At 48.0% G+C, this 22,196-nt stretch carries 18 protein-coding genes and 1 riboswitch; of the genes, 4 read left to right on the forward strand and 14 right to left on the reverse strand.

Annotated elements, in window-relative coordinates:
- The first annotated feature begins 293 nt into the window (after positions 1-293).
- Both NYE69_RS29190 and NYE69_RS29195 read left to right on the forward strand, forming a co-directional pair.
- Positions 294-1,559, forward strand: a complete 1,266-nt coding sequence (locus NYE69_RS29190; protein ID WP_340929474.1) for an MFS transporter — start codon at positions 294-296, stop codon at positions 1,557-1,559.
- A gap of 682 nt (positions 1,560-2,241) precedes the next feature.
- The gene (locus tag NYE69_RS29195; RefSeq protein ID WP_340930565.1) at positions 2,242-2,469 is read left to right on the forward strand and encodes a hypothetical protein; all 228 of its coding nucleotides are present in this window, start codon (positions 2,242-2,244) and stop codon (positions 2,467-2,469) included.
- 1,001 nt (positions 2,470-3,470) lie between these two features.
- Here NYE69_RS29195 and NYE69_RS29200 read toward each other — a convergent pair.
- The 14 genes from NYE69_RS29200 to kdpF form a co-directional block, all read right to left on the reverse strand.
- Positions 3,471-3,809, reverse strand: a complete 339-nt coding sequence (locus NYE69_RS29200; protein WP_340929476.1) for a DUF3024 domain-containing protein — start codon at positions 3,807-3,809, stop codon at positions 3,471-3,473.
- 463 nt (positions 3,810-4,272) lie between these two features.
- Positions 4,273-4,506: a GNAT family N-acetyltransferase gene (locus tag NYE69_RS33840; RefSeq protein ID WP_445744800.1), complete on the reverse strand. Its 234-nt coding sequence runs from the start codon at positions 4,504-4,506 to the stop codon at positions 4,273-4,275.
- A gap of 745 nt (positions 4,507-5,251) precedes the next feature.
- Entirely contained in the window at positions 5,252-5,620 is a 369-nt protein-coding gene (locus NYE69_RS29205; RefSeq protein ID WP_340929477.1) for an NUDIX domain-containing protein, read from the reverse strand.
- Between the two features lie 494 nt (positions 5,621-6,114).
- Positions 6,115-6,738: an AAA family ATPase gene (locus NYE69_RS29210; RefSeq protein ID WP_340929478.1), complete on the reverse strand. Its 624-nt coding sequence runs from the start codon at positions 6,736-6,738 to the stop codon at positions 6,115-6,117.
- 5 nt (positions 6,739-6,743) lie between these two features.
- Positions 6,744-7,610 (reverse strand): class II fructose-bisphosphate aldolase, encoded by an 867-nt coding sequence (locus tag NYE69_RS29215; RefSeq protein ID WP_340929480.1) that lies wholly within the window; start codon positions 7,608-7,610, stop codon positions 6,744-6,746.
- 21 nt (positions 7,611-7,631) lie between these two features.
- A complete protein-coding gene (locus NYE69_RS29220; protein WP_340929482.1) occupies positions 7,632-8,030 on the reverse strand; it encodes a tetratricopeptide repeat protein in 399 nt (132 codons plus the stop codon).
- 33 nt (positions 8,031-8,063) lie between these two features.
- Positions 8,064-9,353 (reverse strand): PTS sugar transporter subunit IIC, encoded by a 1,290-nt coding sequence (locus NYE69_RS29225; RefSeq protein WP_340929484.1) that lies wholly within the window; start codon positions 9,351-9,353, stop codon positions 8,064-8,066.
- A 27-nt stretch (positions 9,354-9,380) separates the two neighbouring features.
- Complete coding sequence (locus NYE69_RS29230) at positions 9,381-9,689, reverse strand: PTS sugar transporter subunit IIB (protein ID WP_340929486.1); 309 nt, start codon at positions 9,687-9,689, stop codon at positions 9,381-9,383.
- 23 nt (positions 9,690-9,712) lie between these two features.
- Positions 9,713-11,827 carry a BglG family transcription antiterminator gene (locus NYE69_RS29235; RefSeq protein ID WP_340929487.1) on the reverse strand — a complete coding sequence of 705 codons (2,115 nt, stop codon included), beginning with the start codon at positions 11,825-11,827 and terminating at the stop codon, positions 9,713-9,715.
- 183 nt (positions 11,828-12,010) lie between these two features.
- Entirely contained in the window at positions 12,011-14,347 is a 2,337-nt protein-coding gene (locus NYE69_RS29240) for a histidine kinase (protein ID WP_340929490.1), read from the reverse strand.
- 66 nt (positions 14,348-14,413) lie between these two features.
- A complete protein-coding gene (kdpC, locus tag NYE69_RS29245) occupies positions 14,414-15,028 on the reverse strand; it encodes a potassium-transporting ATPase subunit KdpC (RefSeq protein ID WP_340929492.1) in 615 nt (204 codons plus the stop codon).
- Between the two features lie 47 nt (positions 15,029-15,075).
- Positions 15,076-17,109 carry a potassium-transporting ATPase subunit KdpB gene (kdpB, locus tag NYE69_RS29250; RefSeq protein WP_340929493.1) on the reverse strand — a complete coding sequence of 678 codons (2,034 nt, stop codon included), beginning with the start codon at positions 17,107-17,109 and terminating at the stop codon, positions 15,076-15,078.
- A 23-nt stretch (positions 17,110-17,132) separates the two neighbouring features.
- On the reverse strand, positions 17,133-18,812 hold the full coding sequence (kdpA, locus tag NYE69_RS29255; RefSeq protein WP_340929494.1) for a potassium-transporting ATPase subunit KdpA: 1,680 nt from the start codon (positions 18,810-18,812) through the stop codon (positions 17,133-17,135).
- Between the two features lie 249 nt (positions 18,813-19,061).
- A complete protein-coding gene (gene kdpF / locus NYE69_RS33845) occupies positions 19,062-19,139 on the reverse strand; it encodes a K(+)-transporting ATPase subunit F (protein ID WP_445744851.1) in 78 nt (25 codons plus the stop codon).
- Positions 19,140-19,395: 256 nt separating this feature from the next.
- A riboswitch (cyclic di-AMP (ydaO/yuaA leader) is annotated at positions 19,396-19,561 on the reverse strand.
- A 363-nt stretch (positions 19,562-19,924) separates the two neighbouring features.
- Here kdpF and NYE69_RS29260 point away from each other — a divergent pair.
- Together NYE69_RS29260 and NYE69_RS29265 are read left to right on the forward strand one after the other, a co-directional pair.
- Positions 19,925-21,478, forward strand: a complete 1,554-nt coding sequence (locus NYE69_RS29260; RefSeq protein WP_340929496.1) for an ATP-binding protein — start codon at positions 19,925-19,927, stop codon at positions 21,476-21,478.
- Positions 21,465-22,166 (forward strand): response regulator, encoded by a 702-nt coding sequence (locus NYE69_RS29265; RefSeq protein WP_340929498.1) that lies wholly within the window; start codon positions 21,465-21,467, stop codon positions 22,164-22,166. The genes NYE69_RS29260 and NYE69_RS29265 overlap by 14 nt, the downstream gene beginning before the upstream one ends.
- Positions 22,167-22,196: the final 30 nt, after the last annotated feature.

A 22,196-nucleotide genomic window follows, 5' to 3' on the forward strand; every position in this document is an offset into this window, starting at 1 on the left:
CTAGGCCCTAAGCCTTTTCAAACCGCCTATGGTTATTTTCACCGAAATTACATATCGATAAGTAACAAGCGTCTTCGTGGCGCTTATTACGGTGAAACGGACGTTAAATGAGTTTTATCAAGTTTCTAAGTTCAACTTCCGAAATAATAGTTGACCAAGTCAACTATATATTTTATATTATGGATAAACCAGCGATTTGTGGAAAGATTGGTACTTCAAATGGAAGTTCATGAAAAGTTCGAAAAGCGCAGGAACCGACTTTATATAAAAACGCTGCCGTAAAGGAGTTTGCTATGAAGCCGAAACTACAAATCCACTATGCGTGGGTCATCGTCTCGATCACATTTTTAACATTATTGGCCGTACAGGGGGTCCGCCTGTCCTTTGGCGCTTTTATTGAACCTTGGGAGCAGGACTTTTCGATGGATCGGGGAACCGTCTCGCTTATATCTACTCTAAGCTTTATTATTTATGGAGCATCCCAACCCATCGCTGGCAAGCTGATCGATCGCTGGGGCGCCCGGATGATTTTGTCCGTCAGCACTTTCCTTGTTGGAATCTGCATCTTCCTCACCGCTTTTATCCAATATTCATGGCAGCTGTTTGTTCTGTACGGCTTGATCTCCGTTGGTGTAGGGGGAGCGTCCAATGTGGCGGCAACGGTCGTCGTGACGAATTGGTTCAATGAAAAACGGGGGTTTGCTTTCGGATTGATGGAAGCAGGCTTCGGGGCCGGTCAGATGCTGCTTGTCCCTGGTTCGCTGATGCTGATTGATTGGTTGGATTGGAAGTCGACCGTCATCATTCTGGGGGCATTTTTAGTCATTGTTGTCTTCCCCACAGTAGGTCTGTTCTTGCGGAACCGTCCCCAAGAGAAAGGGATGACCCCGCTTGGCGGATCGGAGAAAGAAGAAGGCGCAGCCGATGAAAACAAGCCTTTCGCCTCCTTTTCCATATGGACGGCTTTCCGGATGAGGAAGTTTTGGCTGCTGATTTTGCCGTTTGCCATCTGCGGTTTTACTACAACAGGCTTGATGGACACCCATCTGATTCCGATCGCTCATGATCACGGATTTTCAACGACTGTTACAAGCGCTGCCGTCAGTATACTCGCGGGCTTTAACATCATCGGTATTTTGATATCCGGCGTAGTCGCCGATCACTGGAGCAGCCGCAAAATGCTGTTCATCTTATATGCCGTACGGGCAATATCGATTGGTATACTCTTGTTTAGCCATAACACGGTGCTGCTGCTCATATTTGCCGTCTTGTTTGGATTGGTTGATTTTGCGACCGTCGCTCCGACACAACTCTTGGCCACGAAGTATTTTAAAAATTATTCCGTCGGCCTTATTCTTGGCTGGTTATTCCTGAGCCACCAAATCGGCTCTGCCCTGGGAGCTTATTTGCCTGGATTGTTTTATAGCGAAACGGGAAATTACAGTCCGTCGTTCTATCTTTCGCTCGTTCTTTTGGCCGGAGCGGCCGTCTTCACCTTAATGCTTCCTGAAACCGAGAGACCGCATCGCTCGCCGGTTGCTAGCAGCGCTGATATATGAAAAAACTTGCCCTGAAAAAAAGAGAGGGGGCTCAGTTCACGCATGTTGTGCATTCCTAAACAACGGCATCTTCCTTAATTACTAAAGAATATTTTTCTTCGAACTTATAACTCAACTTTCGCAGCAAAAAATCGGCAGACAAGCCTTGATGTAGCTGGGTAAAGCAGCAATCCATTGCCGGAGTTGACGCTGAATCAAAGGCGGACAGTGTCTTCCCGGCTTTTTTGGGCTGCTTCGTTGAGGAAGCGTCAACGATGTAGAGGCGCCACGATCCGGCGGGGTCAGCGTATCTACCTTTTGCACCGTAGCCGTTTCGAGCCGTGTCACAAATCGACGCCAGTGAGGGAGTTGTCTAAAGGGGTTGTGTCGTGGTGTCCCTGCCTGCTGCCTGCCTTTGCACGATTATTCCTTTCGTTCAGGGAGCAGGGGGGCTAGAGCAAAGGGGTCAAAAAAAGAGAGAAGGAAAGCATCCGTAAGCCTCGGCGGTCGTAGCGGGCTGCACGGTCACGGAGTCGGGCGAGCCGGAGCAGGTCAAAATCCGCCTAGTGCCGCATAAGCGGGGAAGCGAAGAAAGGGCAAACCGTCACGAACTCGCTGCGTTCATCAACGAGCATGTGGATGTCCGTACATCGGCGGTTCAGTCGTTCCTCAGGCCTTTCGGCTGTATGCACCCTTGCGGAAAGTGGTGAGAGAGGCGTGGGAATCGCTGAAGAGTACGTATGGAGCCTTGGGACTAAAGCATCTGCAGGCGTACCTAAACGAATACACTGTACGCCGTCGGCTGCGCCTATTCGGAGCGGAAGAAACGATGCAGCAGAAGTTGCTGCAAATGTCTGTGGCGATTCCGGCGATCCCTTACCGCCGGCTGATCGCGCGCCAACCGAACCAGCCCCTTGCGGCTGCGGCCTGATCGTGATGTTTGAACGGTGGGGGTTACTTGATGCGGATCAACTTAATGAGTCCTTGATCTCCTGTCTTGATCTCTTGTCCGGTCTGTTTCACCTCCCCTAAACCTGATTCCTTCTCCTAAGCCCGTCTAAATTATCTCGAGCCCATCTGCTTTCCCATCAAATATTTTTTCTCTCGAGCTTGTCTTTCTCTCTGCTACCTGATCAAACGAGATAATCGTGTAAAGTCTCCGGACAACGAGTGTTTACCTGCCGCTCCCCTTACCCATAGCGTAAAATGTTTTGTTTACCGTATCAGTAGTATCCGAGTTCAACACCCACCAATGATATCCATATGCCGGACCGTCTAATGTAGCAACATTTGTTGACTTCTCAATCCAATCAGCGGGGATGACTTGGCTTGAATTCCGTTTTCCTTTATTTAAATACAATAATCCGAATCTCAGCATATCCTCTATCTTCATTGTCAAACTAAAGCCGCCTATTGCAATTCCTTGAGCATCATGATGCCAATGAAAATCACGAATGCCCAGTTGTGAAAATAAGGGCTTTCAGGCAAAATCCACAGTGTCCACACTGGTTGCCTTCTGCAATATAGCGCTTAATAGATGTGAATTGCCGCAGCTGTATTTCATTTTGTCTTTCATTTTCCGATTTCTAAAGACTCAGCGCCACTATGTTTTGTATGACAGACTGAACTTCATTCGAATCTCTGATTACAAATAAATAATCAGCCTCTCCCTCTCTGGGATCAGAAATGCTTCCTTGTTCAGATTCCGCAGTTTGTCTGTTAAGTACTTCTATAAAGTTTGAGGCAGTTCGAAATATAGATTTACTACGCTGACTCGCATGAACGCGCTCTTGAAGAATGTAGTCAGGCAGATCAAAATGAACCAGCACACTTTCAAAATCCTTATCATGAAAATAAGTGAGCAATTCCGTGCGGCCTTTAATGCTCCGATTTAAATAAATAACCAAAATAAAGTTTCGGACATAGTTTTATTCACATCCAAAAATATCCATATTCATTTCGATCAAGCATACTTAATTGCTTTTCAAAGTCTTCTATCGGTTTTATATCTTCCACGAAATGCCACTTATCTTTACTGTCCTTCCAATAGATCTTCCACTTGTTTTCTTCAAATCTAAATTGAGCAATCGGCAGCTCAACGCGTTGTCCTGGCCTATACGAGGGTCTATCTTGTGTAAGAGTGACTGTGTTTCCTCTAAATTTATAAATGATTTTAAATTCATCCCTAAGGTGCTTGGGAATTTTCCCTTCAATATAACGATCGAGAATTTTTTCCAGCCTCTTCTTTGTAAATGCATCAAATCCTGCCATATCAATCCGCTCCATTGTTTTTTTATATTCTCCACTTATCCTCGTACGTCAATGAAAATGACTGTCGAACAAACTCTTCTATTTCCATTCTTGAAATAGTCTGAGTTCCGGATTTCCTCACTTCTTTAATTCGTTCTCGTATTTTCTCAACCTCCTCTGTAAAATCATTCATTCTAACAAGCTTCCCCTTTTCAAATACAAGTTCATAAACAATTTCATAACAATGTGGCCGGTGAAATCCCATGCAGTGAATATAAAAAGGATAATATATTGGTTATATATTCTTGTGATTGGCTCCACCAGTAATAATAAAAGAGATTATTCCTAACGGTATACCGACAATGACTCCGTCTAATAGCAAGGCCCAAGTCTAATCCATTTGTTTCTGGATATTTGCCGAGATTTTCAATAATTGCCCTGCTTCACGAAGCCGTGTAAATATCTCTTTACTCCTCATTAGTCTTTACATATTTATTATAAATCCCGTTTTCTTACCTTTTATAAAACCTGCCTTTTCATAAAATTTATGTACCTCATCCTTCTGAGAACTGGTCATTAGCATCACTTTATAGCAGTTCATTTTTCCGGCAATTTCTTTAGCCTTTTCTAATACCAGTAAACCGAATCCATTTCGTCTATATTCTTCGTGCGTCACGACATTTTCAATTAGACCATAAGGTCTTGCGCTTCTGGTCAAATTCTTAATAATAACCAGGACTCAAGACGCTACGATCCTCCCTTTATGTTCAACTACTAGAATGTTCATATTCTGATCTTCTAACATTTCACGCCAGTGATCAAATAAAGCCTGATTTCTCTCTAGTACAGGATCCGAGGGCTGTATACAACATTCTCTTCAAGGCATTGCCTGAAATAATCGCCTTGCTGGTACCATCTGTATTTTTCGGAGAATTTATGATCTAATAGATCGGCTTCTTCTCTAGTGGATAGTCTTTTTATGTTTATTACTCCCATGAACTTTCCCGCCATTCATAGCTACTGTCAATTGGTTTCATCTTCATGTTTGTTATAGTACAATAATAACATCTGGAAAGGATCTGAGGTGTTATTGATGAAATGGTCTAAGGTTCGAAAGCAGTTTCCTGATCGTTGGGTATTATTTGAAGCTATCTCCGCGACCCCAGTCGAGAATATTACATTTACCACACCTCTCATGAGAATCTTGAGATTATTGAGCAACCCTTTACTGGAGTGCATGGCTTACAATGAAGATTAACATGAAGAATGGCCTGCCGCTTGTCACCCTTGAATTACGCTACAAATCTAACACTATTATTCTAGAAAATGTCCTCCTTGACACTGGCTGTGCAATTTCGGTGTTTAATACTGACATTGTATCTTCGATTGGTCTCTTCATTAATACTGAGATCGGCAGAGCTGTTCGGATGTATGGGATTGGTAATTGCTTTTGGTCGGGAGTGTCATCGATCTGCTTTCAAAAACTGTTCTAGCCCTGGTCCTAATTCTTGTATTTTCTCTTTAAAATAAGATTGAGTACTTTCCGGCAAGTCGAATAAATGGAAAAAGTCTGCTTCTAATACTTCCTCTCCATCCGGTTTAATCTCCCCGTTAAATTCCGTACAAATATAAGCTACAACTACATTAAAATATTCATGGCCATTCCTTAGTTTTGTATAAAGTTCATCCCCCGAAAATACTCCAAAGAGTTGAATCGATCCCAGATCTAAACCTATCTCTTTTTTTATTTCTCTTCTTAGACACTCTTCAACTGATTCTCCAAGTTCTATCAAACCCCCGGGAATCCCCCATGAATGATCTTGATATTTCACTAATAAAATCTATCCAAAATAACCCACTTTTCATTCCTCCAAATGTTTATTAGTCTCCCCCACGTTCAGTATTTGCAAAACGCCCCAACCTTCAGATAGCTTTTATCCTAGGTTGGGGCGCTTGTTGTCCGAGTTTCTTCTATGATTATACTTGAAAATTGTACTCGAAGAACCTGATAAGAATGAAAAACGGATTGAACATCTGTTTCCGCTCGTCATTCGTCCCCGAAATTACGCTTCCAGCAGCCGATAAACGGCGTCCGCATCCGGAAAATAATCGCGGATCGGCTGGCCGAACAGATGCAAGGTCGCGGCCAGTCCCTGCAAAGTGGAGAGGTACAATAAGCCGAGCCGTTTCGGGTCTTCGTCGCGAATCTTTTTCTCCGGTCATGTAAATATTCACAAAAGATTAATGGGTTGATGTTTTAAAAAGCAGCGGGCTTTTTTTCTCCAGCCAGCCAATTACAAAAAGGACACGTACCTTTGTACGTGCCTTAATTAAAGCTTCTATCGGACTCTTCCCACCGTTTTATATCTTCCAGCAACTTAGAATAATTCACTTTCGTATAATCCGTTACGTCTACTTCATATAACTTCCCTAGTTCAAACGCGTCATATCCTCTTGTTGTACATCTTTTTATAAATTCTTCGTAAGTCAATAAATGATCCGCTTTGCTTCTATCGGCTAGATGCTGCCCCTTTTTGTATGAAGTTACAATATGGCTTAAATGCCTGGCCGGGTCCAAGTCACGCTTTTTTTGGCGTTCATACAAAACATCCAGATCGGCAGTCAATCGAATGGTCAGCACCCTGTAACCGTATCCTTCCGCCAATTTCTGAATATGGGGTTTCTGCTTCTGGCTAAAAGGATAATCAGAGATGATATTGCTTCCTGCTTGCATTTGCTGTTCCATGATTTCATAGTAGTTTGCCCAGGCTGTCCGTTCTACTTCCCGCTTTTCTTCTAAATTATGAAAGCCAAGCAAATCGGAATAATATTCTTTCAGACTATCCTGAGAAAGCAGATAAAATGAACCAAAGAAATTTTGCAAGATATGGCTGAGATAGGTTTTTCCCGTTCCCGGCAGTCCCGCCAACAAGATCAGAACCCTATCCATACCGATCACCTCATTGTATTGAGATGACCCTCTTTATTCATAAAGATACCTATTTTATGTTTTACAATTTCTTTCACCGCCTGATTGCACGGGATAATATTGTGACGCAATGATTTATTGACTTTCGTGTCTCTAAAAGTTTCCTTTGCCGTTTGCGTCCATGTTACCAACAATTCGGTACCTACATTAAATTTACGGATTCCATTATCGATTAATTCGTGAATATCCTTTTCGTCAACCCCCGTCCCTCCATGAATAACCAGTGGCACATCGACCACCGCATTGATCTCTTTTAACAGCGGTATATTTACTTCGGTTTTGGATTTATATTGACCGTGATTAGTACCGATGGCAATGGCCAAGGCATCTACCCCTGTTGCTTTAACAAACTCTGCGGCATCTTTGGGATCCGTATAAATCCGCTTATCTTCATCTACATGGATTCCTTCTTCAGTACCGCCAATCGTCCCTAATTCACCCTCTACCGACACACCATATCGGTGCGCATAATCCACTACCGCCCTGGTCTTCATAATATTCTCTTTAAAGGGCAAATGAGAACCATCGTACATCACCGATGTATACCCTTTGTCAATAGCCTCTTTAATATCATTGAAATCTCTTGCGTGGTCCAAGTGCAGCACCACATCCACCATTTCTGTTGTGGCCATGGACTTGCATACGGCAACGAAATTTTCATGACCGACATATTTCGCGGTATCTATGCTGGTTTGAATAATAATAGGGGCCCCTTGCTCTTTAGCCGCACGGATCATATCGGGCAACATCTCTAAATTATGGGCGTTAAATGCGCCAACCGTGTAATTTAATGTTTCCGCTCTGCGTGTCGCTTCTTTTAATGTGATATACATAAATCGTTTCCCTCCCTAATCTTATCGCAAACCGCGCGCAACATCTTTGGAAAGCTGCATCATTTGATCCATCTTCTTTAAATAGATCTGCAACGATGCTTCATCATTTGCTTTTGCCGCTTCCGCACGTTTCTTGTTATATAGCTTCAATAAAATCTTATAACCGTCTCCAACCGATTTTTTCGCTTGCAAACTTTTTTCAAACGCATCCATCGCCTGATCCTCTTCACCAAGCTCATGAAAGGCTAAGCCGATCTCTTCATAAACTTTTGCTTGTTGCTCTCCGGTGATTTGATTGACTTCTTCCTCCTTCAAGGAGATAGTGCGCAATAATTCTTCCTTACGTTCTGCGGTTAATACCGCTTCTGCCGCCACTGCTTTTTTCGGTTCTTTATCCTTCTTCTTGCCAAATCCAAACATCACGCAAACCTCCCGCTATCTCTTGCTCGAATCCTAGAATGCTTTTAGAATCGGACCAATAATCCAGGCATATAGTAAAGCAGCCGCTACGGTATCCACATCTGTCGCCGTTGCATTGACAAAGCCCATATTATTGAAAATGGTAACCAACAGCGCCGGCAGCAGCGTAATGAAGAAACCATGGACAATACCGCCAATAATCGCCCCGCGGCGTCCGCCGCTTAAGTTGCCGAAGATCCCGGCGGTACCGCCCGCGAAGAAGTTCGTTAGTATACCCGGCAAGATCATAGCCCAACCAAAGACAGGCAATACGAACATGGCAATAATTGAACCTATCGTAGTTGTAATGAACCCTACAATGACTGCATTAGGGCTGTATGGAAACAATACCGGGCAATCCAGCGCAGGCACCGCATTGGAAACCAGGCGCATGGCGATCCCTCTAAATGCCGGAACAATTTCACCCAGCAATAAGCGAACCCCGGCTAATAAGACATACACCCCTACTACGAACTGAATGGACTGTAAGAACGCAAACATGAGATAGTTGGTACTTCCCGATAAAGTAGAACCAAATTCTTGACCCGCAAACGCTGCCGTAATGATATAAAGAGGAACCATCACTACCATCAATGACAGATACGTGTCTTGCAAAAACTCGAATTGCGCAGGTAATTTCAAATCTTCAACCGATTTTTTGTTTTCGCCTTTTTCACCGAATAGTTTCGCTACACCGGCTTCCAGTACATAACCAATCGTACAAAAATGCCCCAGAGCAATTTCATCCATCCCGGTAATTTTGCGAACAAACGGTTGTGCGATCGCCGGCATAGCTACGGCAAAGACGCCCCCAATGAAGCCGCCGACCAATATCAATACGGCGCCACGCAAACCTGCAAAGTAACCAAACACCGTTGTCATCGTCGACATCCAAAGAATCGCCTGGCCGGTTAAAAAGATATATTTCCATTTCGTAAACCGGGCAATTAAAATGTTAAATACAAAGATCGCCAAAAAAGTTAATGCGATATCCCGGCCTAGGCCTAATTCATTCATCGCTTGACCGTTAATCGCTTCAATCGAAGGAATTATCCCTTGCATGTGGAAGCCTTTGGTAAAAATCTTGCCAAAATAGGTTAAGCTTACGACGATAATGCTGGAACCCGCTGACAGTACCATAAACCCTAACAACGTCTTTAACGAACCTGAAATCACTTGTCCTACCGACTTCTTTTGCAAAATCAACCCTAACATGGCAATCAACGCCACGGTGATGGATGCTTGTGTCAAAATATTCTGGATAATAAAGTTGACTACTCCCATATTCCCCCTCCTTCTTATTGGAATGGATTAAGCTAAAGCACCCTTTTCCTGTAATACCGGGGTGATTTTTTCTTCAATTTCCTGTTTGGATACAATATTTTTCAAATAAATAATTGTCGTCTGTTTAGGATCAATGGAGAATTTCTCAAATTGAGTTTGGAAGTTTTGCGCGGTCATGATAATATCCGGTTTCATCGATACGGCGGACGAGATATCGCTATGATCCAGCTTGGCGTCAACACCCAACTTTTTTAAAACGTCCTCAGCCGCCATTTGACAAGCAAAACTGCTTCCCAAGCCTGCTCCACAGACAAACAAAATATTTACTTTTTGCATTCCGCTCTCCCCTTTTTTTCAAATCATTTAAGCTGCTGTATATCCTGAATTGGGGTATCCCCATGCAGCGCCTGATTAAATGTCTTCACATCTTTTGCGGCAAATAACTTATCTAATTTTTCTGTATCGTCAATCAACTCAACCAAACTTTTCATCACTTTTATATGCGAATGAGAATTCACTGCGGCTAAGCAAAAAACGATTTTCACAGGGTCATTATCCGGATGGCCGAAATTCACCGGTTCCTTTAACGTCATGACGCTGATGCCTAATTTATTCACCCCGTCTTCCGGCCGCGCGTGGGCTAACGCTAAGTGCTTCCCTACCACGATATAGGGCCCGAATTCTTCAATAGACTTGATCATGGCGGTTATATATCGCTCTTCGATGACCTCCTCTTTAACTAGAGGCAATGCAACCTTCGTAATCACCTCCTTCCAGTCTTTGCCTTCTTGATTTAATAAGATGTTGGAATCCTTCAAAACATCCTGCAGCATTGGTTGTATCTCCCTTGTATTAATTTTCAAATAATGTTGTTTAAATGTTTCTTCTACTTTCTGATAGCTTTCAGGAGTTATCGTGCCGCCGCTGTCTACAATCAACTCCAGAACATCCTGCATCAGCTTCGTTGCATCCAGTTTGTTGGAAAATGTTCTTTTTTTATCCTTATATTCAAATAAAAACGCTTTCACTTCTTTTTTGTCACTTTCCCTTAAAATCGGGTTCAGCAGCAAAACCGGTTTTTTGGGATACTCAATCGGAATCGAAGTAAAGATCAAATCTACATCCAACTTGTCAATAAAAGCTATTTCATACGAACTCAAAACCGCTACAATCTCGATATTGAATTGCTTTTTTAAATTCGCGGCCAACAACTTTCCGGTTGAAATTCCATGATTGCAAATGACGACCGCCTGATAAACATATTGTTCTTCCTGGTTCATCCGGCTTGCCGAAGTGGAAAAGTATACCGTCAAAAAGCCGATCTCGTCTTCCGATAATGTTTTCTTGGTATAATCCTCTATGCGCTTGCTAAAGCAAGCTACTGCATTATAAATGACCGCGTAAGACTCTTTAATCGTGTCTTTTAATGGATTAACGACCTGTAAATCATTTTTTGCCCGGCTTAACAAGCCTGTGATGTGCTTATACAACCCTTCATACAAATCTTCTTCTTCCTGAGAAAAAGGAATGCCCGTTACTTTCTCCACATGCTCTATTAATTGGATCGTTAACAATTGTGCTGCAACCCAATCCAATGAACTATTCATATCTTTGGGATTAAACGATTCGATCGTGAATGTAATATATTTAATTTCATTTAACGATGGATTTAATGGAAAATCCGTACAAATCGCATCTACGAAATTTCTTACCGGACCTGCTTCGATTTCCGCTCTTGCTTTTGTTAATTCACTAACGGTACTTCCTTCCCGCACACGTCTTACCCATATCCCTAAAAATAAAATGATCTGGTTACGGTACAGATGATTAATCTCCACTCTGGACTTTTTCAACACTTCATCATAATGCTCCCCAAGAATCCGCAATACCCTTTTGTCCAAATAATCCAATACAAATTTATTTACGGCGTCTGTCTCTTTATACCGCATCAGTTGGTCAATATCCGTCATACGATTAATCACATCGTACAGCATAGATCGTACGGACCGCTCATCCCCTTGCAATACTATACCTTGCTTCGGCAAACTCACTACTGAAATGGCATATCGTTTTAAATATTGACGAAGTTTGCGCATATCCTCATCCAACGTGCTTTTGGATACCTGCAACTTCTCTTCCATTTCATATAAAAGTGTAGTTTTTGCGGTATCCGCAATATCCAAAAGCAAGGCAAGGAAACGTTCATCCGGCCGGTAATAATCTTTTTCCCTGTTGCCGCCGACTTGCGCCAATAACTTTTCGGATTCCTGCGCAGGCAGGACCAGTTTCATCCCTTTACCTCTGGCAGTAGTAACCATTGGATAATGATGTTCAGCCAAAAATTCATTAATCAGCGCCAGTTCGTTTCGTAAAGTACGTTCACTAATCCGGAATTCTTTGCTCAAGTCCTCAAAAGTCAAAGGTGTATTTACTCTTAAAAATCTCGCAAATATTCGTTGTGTACGTTCCTTCATGAAATGTAACCCCTTTCGTATTTTGATTATAGTTTTTTGCATTAAAAAAGTTTAGTACATCTTTTTGCAACTTCAATCCGCAAAAATGTAAGCGCTGCAAATTCTGTGCGCTATAAGGCAACAGGCGACTCCGTCCGCCTTTTGTTTGGCAGCCGTAATCGCCTGCTGTTTATCAGCTACTCGTTATTGAAGCCCTTCCTCGGAAACCGCCCGCTCAAAATCAGCCACGATCAACATATCGATCCAGCGGGCACGGCGAAGCATGAAATGAACAACCGTTTCCTTAACCAGCGAATACCATAGGGGCCTGCGGGATTGCCCGATGATCAGTTGGGTGGCGCGCACTTCAACCATTCGTTGCAACAACGCTTCACCGATATTTCTATGCCTCCCAAACGCGGACACCTCCATCCTTCCGCCAAGCCGTTCGCATAAATGGCGCAGCGTCTCCAACCTCCGGCCATCGGCATCGGATATGGCCGCGCCACGATGTACATGATGGACGTACCATTCCGCCTTGAGCCGATGGGCGATGCGGAAGCCGCGGCGAATTAATCGTTCAGCTCTTGGACCAGTGTCTACACAGACGAAGATGACCTCCTGCCTATGCCCCGGTCCGCGCTGCGAGGTGTTGCGATCCCATGATTCTAAACGTTCGTCTACATCGTCGGCGATTTCCCGGAGCGCCAGTTCACGCAAGGCAATCAAATTGCCGATTTTAAAAAACGCCCCCAGCGCCAGATCCACTTTTTCGAAAGCATAGATTTTCCCGTCCCGCATGCGTTGTTGCAGCATTTGCGGCGTCACATCGATCAGTTCGACCTCATCCGCCATTTTCAGTATCGCGTCCGGCACCGTCTCCCGCACGCGGACGCCGGTCAACTGCTCCACCGCGTCGTTCAGGCTTTCCAGATGCTGCACGTTAAGCGTAGAAATAACGGAAATACCACTTTCCAATATACGGATGACATCCTCGTATCTTTTCTTGTTGCGGCTGCCCGGTACGTTCGTATGCGCCAGTTCATCGACCAGCACGACTTCGGGATGGCGGGCGATCACGGCTTCCGTGTCCATCTCCTCCAATTGCGCCGACCGATAGGCGATTTTCGCCCTTGGCATAAGCGGCAATTCACCTATCTGTTCCGCTGTTTCTTTTCGGCCGTGCGTCTCCAATAAGCCGATGACAACGTCGATTCCTTTGCATTGCAAACTGTTGCCTTCTTGCAGCATTTTATAGGTCTTGCCCGCACCTGGAGCAGCACCGAGATATATTTTAAACGTGCCGCGGCGGATCGTTTCAATTTTCCTCTCTATCTCTTTGGAGCTAAGTCTGCGGAACGGCTCAGCCCCGCCGCTTGATTTCGCTTTGATCGGCAGTATCCGCTCTCCCTCATGCTTAGCGCGATCCGCCATTAAAAACACGTCCACATTCCGCATCTCTCTCAGCACCCTGCCTGCGATGGAACCTTGCCAGCGCTCCTGCCGGCGGCTTTTCTGGGAATGCCCCATCACAATTCGCGTGACGTTATTTTGGATGGCATAGCGTACGAGCATGGATGGAAGCTTGCGCAGATGCGGCAGGGGAAGCTCTTCGCATCCGGCGTCTATCTTCTCCGCCAGCTTCCGGATCGAACGCTTGAACATTTGCTGATCCTTCGATAATTTCCGTCCGGACAAAACAAACGTAACTACAAGCAAGTCGCCATTCAAGCGTTTGGCGATTTGCTGCCCTCTGCGCACATAAAGCGATCCGTTCCAGTGGTATTGCGCCGAAACAAGGATCCGCTCCGCCGCCCCCGACGGACCAACCAACCCGAGCTCCTGGCGATGCTTCTCAAGCGAATCGTTAACCCCTTCCGCCATCAGCCGCAGCGAAATTTCCCGCAAGATGCCGAGATTGCCGCGCCGGGCCAGCGCCGGAAGCGTTTGATCGCCAAGCACCCCCTCGTCAATCCGCTTCAACATCGTCTCCGGCGAAACATCGATAAGCCGCACTTCATCAGCCAGTTCCAGCGTATCCGCAGGCACCGTTCCTTCCGCCCGAATTCCCGTCCGCTTATAAACAATCTCGTCCACTCCATCCAGCTCATATACGTTAATCGTCGTAATAATGCTGATCCCGCGCTCCATCAAGTAGCGAATGTCTTCCAGGCGCGTCTTAAACTTCGCTTCCTTGCGATTGCGATGAGCGAGGCCGTCAACCAGCAGCACTTCCGGATTGCGGGCCAGGATCGCTTCAAGCGGCAAATCCTTGAACTCCTTGCCGTCCTTACGCCAGTGGATGCTCGGCACACGCTCCAGTTCCATCGTCTGTTGCACGGTTTCCGATCGCTGCATGGTCGATATCGCGCAAATAACCACATCGAGCCCCTGCTGTTTTAACAGCTTGCCTTCGTTCAGCATATGATACGTTTTGCCCGAACCGCTAACCGGACCGATTATGATTTTGAGCCGTCCCTTCCGCAGCTGCGAAATTGATCGTAAAATTTCTTCCGGCGATTTTCGCCTAAACCCGCTCACTCATTGGCCACCTCCCAAGCTGGGATCAACGACCGCTCCGCCATCAATTAATCCTCTGTGGTATCGTTATTTCTCCAGCATTTCTTTCAAAGCCAAATTAAGTTTAAGCACGTTGACCCGGCTATCACCGAATACTCCCAGGTCGCGATTCTCCGTATATTTGTCTACCAGCGTTTCTAGTTCAGCCGCGGAAATGCCCGTTAGCTTGCTGATTCGCGGCACCTGCACCAGCGCTGATTGCGGCGTAATGTGCGGATCAAGTCCCGAACCCGAGTTGGTGATAAGGGCAATCGGCAATTGATCGATCGGTACATCCGGGTTGTCCCGGCGCCACTGCTCGATTGACGCTTGCGTCCGCGCAAGCATATCCGGATTGGAAGGCGCGTAGTTGTTGGAACCGGACGCCTCCGCCTTGTAATCAATGCTCGATACGCGCCCCTGGAAATAGCTTGGGTCGGTGAACGACTGTCCGATCAATTCGGAGCCGACCACGTTGCCGTCCTTATCTTTTAATAAACTGCCATTCGCCTGATGTGGGAACAGCAGTTGCGCGAGGCCTGTGCTGACAAGCGGGTACACGATACCGCAAAGGATAATGAACAATAGACTGGCGCGCAGGGCAATCCAGAAAACCGCTCCCCCGGAGCGCCCGTCCCGCCCCTCTTGCGCAATATTATTCATAGCCGGTTCCTTCTTTCTACTTTCAAGATGTTGTTCAAAAAGCCATCTCAAATCCACAAATGAACGAGCAAATCAATCAACTTGATGCCGATGAACGGGGCAATAACACCGCCTAAGCCATAGACGAGCAAGTTGCGGCTAAGCAGGCGCGAGGCGCTCATCGGCCGGTAAGCGACGCCCTTCATCGCCAGCGGAACCAGCAGCGGGATGATAACGGCATTAAAGATTAAAGCCGATAACACCGCCGAAAGCGGCGAGCCAAGCTTCATGATGTTCAAGGCGGCCATTTCCGGAATGGCCAGCATGAACATCGCCGGAATGATCGCAAAATATTTGGCGATGTCGTTGGCGATGCTGAACGTGGTTAAAGCGCCGCGCGTCATGAGCAGCTGCTTGCCGATCGCCACCACCTCGATAATCTTTGACGGGTCGGAATCGAGATCGACCATATTGGCCGCTTCCTTAGCCGCGGTTGTGCCGCTGTTCATCGCCAGCCCGACATCCGCTTGCGCCAATGCCGGCGCATCGTTCGTGCCGTCGCCGGTCATTGCGACCAGCTTGCCTTCGGCCTGCTCGCGGCGGATCACGGCGATTTTATCCTCCGGCTTGCTCTCGGCGATAAAATCGTCGACGCCCGCCTCCCGGGCGATGGTCGCTGCCGTCAGCGGATTGTCGCCGGTGCACATGATCGTCTTGATGCCCATCGCCCGCAGCTGATCGAACCGTTCCCGCATGCCGGGCTTCACCGTGTCCTTCAAATAAATGACGCCGAATACTTGTTTGTCGACCGCCACAGCCAACGGCGTTCCGCCCTCCGAGGCGATGCGATGGGCCTGTCTCTCCAACTCCTCCGGAATCAATCCGCCTTGGGAAGCCACCCATTTGCGAATGGCGTCAACCGCCCCTTTGCGCACTTGGCGGCCGTCTTTCAGATCGACGCCGCTCATCCGCGTTTCCGCCTTGAATTCAACAAAGCTGCCACCCTCGCCGAGCAAGGCGTCATAGGACTTCCCGTTTTTCTTCATCCATTCCAGCACCGAGCGGCCTTCCGGGGTTTCGTCCTGCACGGAAGATACCGCCGCCCAGGCAGCCGCCTCATCGATGCCCGCGCCTCCAACCGGTATGATCTCGCTGGCCATCCGGTTCCCGAAGGTAATCGTTCCGGTTTTGTCGAGAATCATCGTGTTGATATCGCCCGCAGCCTCAACCGCTTTACCGGACATCGCCAGCACATTGAACTGCGTCACCCGGTCCATGCCAGCAATGCCGATGGCCGACAGCAGGCCCCCGATCGTCGTCGGGATCAAACAAACAAGCAAGGCGATCAGTACCGGAATCTCCAAGTTAATATCCGCATAAGAAGCGATCGGCCCAAGCGTCACGACGACGATCAGAAAAATAAGCGTCAGGCTGATCAACAGCGTATTTAGGGCGATTTCATTCGGCGTCTTCTGCCGTTTCGCGCCTTCGACAAGCGCGATCATCCGGTCGATGAACGTCTCGCCGGGATCGCTGGTAATTCTCACCTTAATCCGGTCGCTGATCACGCGCGTTCCGCCGGTGACCGAATTGAAATCGCCGCCCGCTTCCTTGATCACCGGCGCCGATTCGCCGGTAATCGCCGACTCGTCGACGGAGGCGAGCCCTTCGATCACTTCGCCGTCGCCGGGAATCATCTCCCCTTGGGAAACGACGACGATATCCCCCTTACGCAGCTCCGTCGAAGGCACCGTTTTAACGCCATTGCCAACCACTTTGTTCGCGGTAATCTCTTTCTTCGTTCGCTTCAACGTATCGGCTTGCGCCTTGCCCCTGCCCTCCGCCAAGGCTTCGGCGAAATTGGCGAACAATACCGTAAACAACAAGATCACAAACACGGTGAGATTAAAGCCGATGCGGCCCTCCGCGTCGAAGTAACCGGGAAACACCGTCATCAGCAGTACGATGACCGTGCCAACCTCAACGACGAACATCACCGGATTTTTCATCATAACGGCCGGATTCAGCTTGATGACGCTGGCCTTCAAAGCTTGTGCGACAAGCGGACCGGAGAACATGCTTTTTTTACGTTTATCGTTCATGGCAACTTCACCCCATTCCTTACTTAACGAATCGTTAGATGCTCAGCGACCGGCCCCAGAACAATCACCGGCAGGAAAGTCAACGCGCCGATCAAAATGACGGTGCCGATCAGCAGGAAGCTGAACAGCGCATTGTCCGTACGGAACGTGCCGATTGTCTCCGGCACCCATTGCTTGCGCGTCAACGATCCGGCGACGGCGAGCATCGCAATCATCGATATATACCGTCCGAAAAACATCACCAGGCCGGTCGTCATGTTCCAAAACGGCGTATTGTCCGCCAGCCCCTCGAAGCCGGAACCGTTGTTGGCGGCTGCCGACGTATATTCGTACAGCACCTGCGTGATGCCGTGGAAGCCGGGATTCGAAATCGCTCCCTTGCCTAGATCGGTCAAGAAGGCGATCGCCGTCGGCGCCAGGATTATGAACGGGTGCGCCAGAATCGCAATCGCGATCAGCTTCATCTCGCGCGGCTCGATCTTGCGGCCAAGGAACTCCGGCGTACGGCCGACCATCAGTCCGCAGATAAACACAGCGAGTATGGCGTACATCAGCATATTGATCAGCCCGACGCCTTTTCCGCCGAATACGACGTTCAGCATCATCTCCGCCAGCGGTACCAGACCGCCGAGCGGGGTCAGCGTATCGTGCATATTGTTGACCGTGCCGGTCGTCGCCGCCGTCGTCACGGTAGTGAACAGCGCGGATTGCGCGATGCCGAAGCGCACCTCTTTCCCCTCCATGCTGCCCTGCGAAGCATCGATGCCAAGTACGTTCAGCACCGGATTGCCGCTCTTCTCGGCGGTGTAGGCAACGGTAAGGAACACAAGGAACAAGACCATCATCGCTGAAAATATAACCCAACCCTGCTTGCGGCTCTTCGCGAATCTGCCGTACATAAAGGGCAGCGCCGCGGACAATGACCACATCGACAGGATCTCGATCACATTGGTCAGCGGGCTCGGATTCTCAAACGGATGCGCCGAGTTGGCGCCGAAAAAGCCGCCGCCGTTGGTGCCCAGATGCTTGATCGACTCCAGCGAAGCGACAGGCCCGATCGCAATCTGCTGCGTCGCCCCTTGCAAGGTCGTTACCGAGAGCGTAGACCCAAGCGTCTGCGGCACCTGCAGCGCGACCAGCACGAGCGTGACGATCAACGCCAGCGGAAAGAAAATCCGCGTATGCGCCTTGACGAAATCCTCAAAGAAGTTGCCCAAGCTTTTTCCCTTGCTCGTAACGCCCCGGACAAACGCGACCGCGACCGAAAGGCCCGTAGCCGCCGACGTAAACATCATCATCATGATCACGGCCATTTGCGAGAAGTACGAAAGCCCCGTCTCGCCGCTGTAATGCTGCAGATTTGTATTCGTAATAAAGCTGATTGCCGTGTTCATCACCAGCGTCGGCTCCATATTGCCGATACCGTTCGGATTCAACGGCAAGCCGCTCTGCACCCGCAGCAGCAAATAACTTACCGCGACGAGCATAAGGTTGGTTGCGATAAAGCTGATCGCGTACCGCTTCCAGCTCATGCCCGCGCGATGCTTCAGCCCGATGACCGCATAAATGGGTTTCTCGGCCCACCCGAATATTTTATCCGTGCGGTTGGGTTCGTTAGAGAAAACGTGATACAAATAATTACCGAGCGGCTTGGCGATCAGCATCAAAACACCGATTACGATTGCGATTTGCAATATATCCATGACCGTTCCTCCCACTATTAGAGGTTGTTCAAATAGTCATCTTTCCATGACGAAGCCGTTCAAAGAAGAGGACTCGACATCGAATCTTGAATTCAGCCGGGCCTTCCGTTGCTCACGTACCCAAAACGTACGCTCCGCTCCTTACGTCCCTAGCTTCATCCAACCTTCTCGGTCCTAAAAACCTGACTTTTTGAACTTGCACTATAAACAAAACTCGACTTTTTGAACTTGCACCATAATCAAAACTCGTTAAAACCTTTCCGGATGAAGCAACGCATAGATTAGATAGATCAGCAATCCAAGCGTAAAAATCAACACAATGGTCATTCTTGTTCGCCCCCCGTATCCTCCACCGTTTTACCGCACCAAATGACAAATCCAACTATAAGCGCGAAGGCGACGGTCAACGTTAGTACCATCCAAATATCCAGCATCACGACACTCCTCCAACGGTTAATCGGTCGCTTTTCTCCATAAACTGTTCCCCCGGATCAAGGAAGAAGGCAGCAAAAAAGAAGCCTTGGAAAAGAGGAACCTTTTCCGCGGCTTCTTGCAGTCGTCCCGACCGGTCCGCGACAAAAATGTTGCCTCTCCACACGCTTACGAGGTTAGCTGACGGATTCGGGCGTGAGAGTCGCCCTACGCCCGGCATTTGAAAGTGCCGGGTGATTCACCCCATGAAGCCGGGTTGCGGCTTCCGTTGGTTCCCCCGTTCCTTGTGTCTTTCAAGGATTCAGCGTTATAAGACCGATGATTCCGCTCCAACCGTTCCGATCGTTCTGCTCTCACACAAGCTTCGGCACGTTGGTTTCGTCGATCGGCATATCCATTTAGAATCGAATGGCCATTCAATTCATGGATCGTATCTTACTCCTTAGCTAAATGGTTGTAAAACGACGCAGCCGGCATATCCGTAAAAAAAAGAAACTTTAAGATGAAGTTAGCGCTCTCAAAATATTAGAGCTTCATTTTCCTCGCAAATACTCGTGATTATATGGCATTTCGTGGATTTTTACGGAATTTTTACGCCTATAAACGGTTTATTTTATTCCTTTTTTACATTACCCTGAACTATAGTAGTAACGGGAGCATAGACGGACAGGAGTGGTTTAATGGATAAGTTGAAATCGATGTGGATGCTATGGAAGCCTTATGCAAGCATCACTTTGCTCATCGCCTTCATGACCGCCGCCATGCACCCGTTCGGACTAGCGTTTGATTCGGTCAATATAGCACTTCTCTATCTGCTGCCCGTGCTTTGGAGTTCCGTCGTCTGGGGCCTGCGCCCTGCTCTTTATGCAGCAATGATGGGGGTCCTGGCTTTTGATTTCTTTTTCGTTTCTCCAATTCTGAGTTTTACGATCGCGGACTTGCGCTATCTGATCTCGTTCGGCGTTTTTTTGGCGGTAGCCGCGTTAACGGCCAGCCTGGCGGTAAAGCTGAAACGGCAGTTGCTATACGCCAAGCAAAGGGAGGAGCATACCGCCGCGCTCTACGTGCTCAGCCGGCAAATGAGCGATATCGCGGACATTCACTCCCTGCTCAGTAATGTTTCCCGGCAAGTTTCGCAAACCATCGGTACGGAAATTGCGATTTTTTTGCCGGATCAACGGAATACTTTAGTGCTAGCCCACTGCTCTTCGGTTCATAGCGATTGGGGACAAGGCGAAACGGAAAAAGTGATGGCGAAGCTGGCGTTTGATCATGGCGAAGCGGTCGGCAATGGAACCCGTACCTTAAGAGACTCTCCAGCCCATTACCTGCCGCTCAGAACCGAGGACCGCGTGCATGGGGTATTGGCGCTCAATCTGCAGGATCGGAAAAGCGGGCTCACCACCGAGCAACAGCGGATGCTGGACGCCCTGGGCGGTTTGGCGGCCACCGCCATCGCCCGCATGAAGCTGGCGGAGGAAGCCAAAATCGCTCATTTGACGGCCGAATCGGAACGGCTTCGCACCGCGATTCTAGATTCTGTTTCTCATGAGTTGCGTACTCCGTTAGCGGCTATTATCGGCTCGGCGACCAGCCTTATTGAAGGCAATTCTCTTTTTTCGTCGGAGGATCGCATGGAATTGCTGCTTACCATTCGGGACGGTGCCCTCCGTATGAATCGGTTGGTCAAAAACCTGCTCAGCATGGTGCAATTGGAAAGCGGCATGCTGCGTCTTAGAAAAAATTGGTGCGATGTGGAAGATCTGATCGGCGTCACCTTGGCTCAGGTCAAAGATTTTCAACAGCATCGAAAGTTGCGGGTAAACCTTCCGGCGTCCGTTCCTATGGTAATGGGGGATGAAGTTTTGCTCGAGCAAGTGCTGGTTAATGTGGTCAGCAACGCGATCAAATACAGTCCGGATTACAGCGAGATTTTCATAACGGTAAGGCCTGAGGACGACAAGCTTGTTATCCTTGTTTCCGATACGGGAATCGGACTTGCCGGTGACGATTACGGCCGGATCTTCGAAAAATTTTACCGTTCAGCTGCCGCCAAGCAAGTGACGGGCACGGGATTGGGACTTGCCATTTGCAAGGGAATCGTGGAGCTGCACAATGGAACCATTACGGCCAAGCCGAATCAGCCGCAAGGCACCGTCATTACAATTACACTTCCCCTAAGCAAGCCGCGCGAAGGGCATTTTGAAGAAATGGAGGAGGATGACCATAAGTAAGCTTGGAGCTCGTATCCTAATTGTCGATGACGAACCCCAAATTCGCAAGCTGCTGACGGTGACTTTACTGGCTCATCAATATTCAACTTATGAAGCGACCTCGGGGGAGGAAGGAGTGCTGCAAGCCTCATTGATTCATCCGGACCTGATCGTGCTGGATCTCGGATTACCGGACATCTCCGGTATGGAGGTATTGAATCGCATACGGGACTGGTCAAACGTGCCGATCATTGTACTAACGGCTAAAGACAGGGAAGAAGACAAGATCGCGGCCTTGGACAGCGGTGCCGACGATTATGTTACCAAACCGTTTAGCATGGGAGAACTGGTGGCCAGAATTCGCGTGGCGCTGCGCCATGCCGCCAAATCGGCAAACGAACCTGTGCTTCGGATTGGTGGACTAACCATCGATTTGGCACAACGGATTGTGGAAATGAATGGAGAGCGGGTAAAATTGACCCCAACAGAATATGACCTGCTGAAAGTCCTCGCCTCGAACGCCGGGAGGATCGTAACGCAGCGGCAGCTGCTTCAAGAAGTATGGGGCAGCCATCATGATGAGTCCGAAAGTCACTACCTAAGAATCTATATCGGACATTTGCGCAAGAAACTGGAAGAAGATTCGACCCAGCCGAAGTTAATCGTTACGGAGCCGGGTATCGGATACCGCCTGCTTTCCGGGGAATAATCCACCCGTATCTGCCCCTGAAAAAAAAAG

The sequence above is a fragment of the Paenibacillus sp. FSL R5-0527 genome (assembly GCF_038008055.1).
Classification (GTDB): Bacteria; Bacillota; Bacilli; order Paenibacillales; family Paenibacillaceae; genus Fontibacillus; species Fontibacillus macerans.

Coding starts and splice junctions, on each gene's coding strand:
- NYE69_RS29190 (WP_340929474.1), top strand. CDS start 294: ATGAAGCCGAAACTACAAATCCACTATGCGTGGGTCATCGTCTCGATC.
- NYE69_RS29200 (WP_340929476.1), bottom strand. CDS start 3,809: ATGGCAGGATTTGATGCATTTACAAAGAAGAGGCTGGAAAAAATTCTC.
- NYE69_RS29210 (WP_340929478.1), bottom strand. CDS start 6,738: ATGGATAGGGTTCTGATCTTGTTGGCGGGACTGCCGGGAACGGGAAAA.
- NYE69_RS29215 (WP_340929480.1), bottom strand. CDS start 7,610: ATGTATATCACATTAAAAGAAGCGACACGCAGAGCGGAAACATTAAAT.
- NYE69_RS29220 (WP_340929482.1), bottom strand. CDS start 8,030: ATGTTTGGATTTGGCAAGAAGAAGGATAAAGAACCGAAAAAAGCAGTG.
- NYE69_RS29225 (WP_340929484.1), bottom strand. CDS start 9,353: ATGGGAGTAGTCAACTTTATTATCCAGAATATTTTGACACAAGCATCC.
- NYE69_RS29230 (WP_340929486.1), bottom strand. CDS start 9,689: ATGCAAAAAGTAAATATTTTGTTTGTCTGTGGAGCAGGCTTGGGAAGC.
- NYE69_RS29235 (WP_340929487.1), bottom strand. CDS start 11,827: ATGAAGGAACGTACACAACGAATATTTGCGAGATTTTTAAGAGTAAAT.
- kdpC (WP_340929492.1), bottom strand. CDS start 15,028: ATGAATAATATTGCGCAAGAGGGGCGGGACGGGCGCTCCGGGGGAGCG.
- kdpB (WP_340929493.1), bottom strand. CDS start 17,109: ATGAACGATAAACGTAAAAAAAGCATGTTCTCCGGTCCGCTTGTCGCA.
- kdpA (WP_340929494.1), bottom strand. CDS start 18,812: ATGGATATATTGCAAATCGCAATCGTAATCGGTGTTTTGATGCTGATC.
- kdpF (WP_445744851.1), bottom strand. CDS start 19,139: ATGACCATTGTGTTGATTTTTACGCTTGGATTGCTGATCTATCTAATC.
- NYE69_RS29260 (WP_340929496.1), top strand. CDS start 19,925: ATGGATAAGTTGAAATCGATGTGGATGCTATGGAAGCCTTATGCAAGC.
- NYE69_RS29265 (WP_340929498.1), top strand. CDS start 21,465: ATGACCATAAGTAAGCTTGGAGCTCGTATCCTAATTGTCGATGACGAA.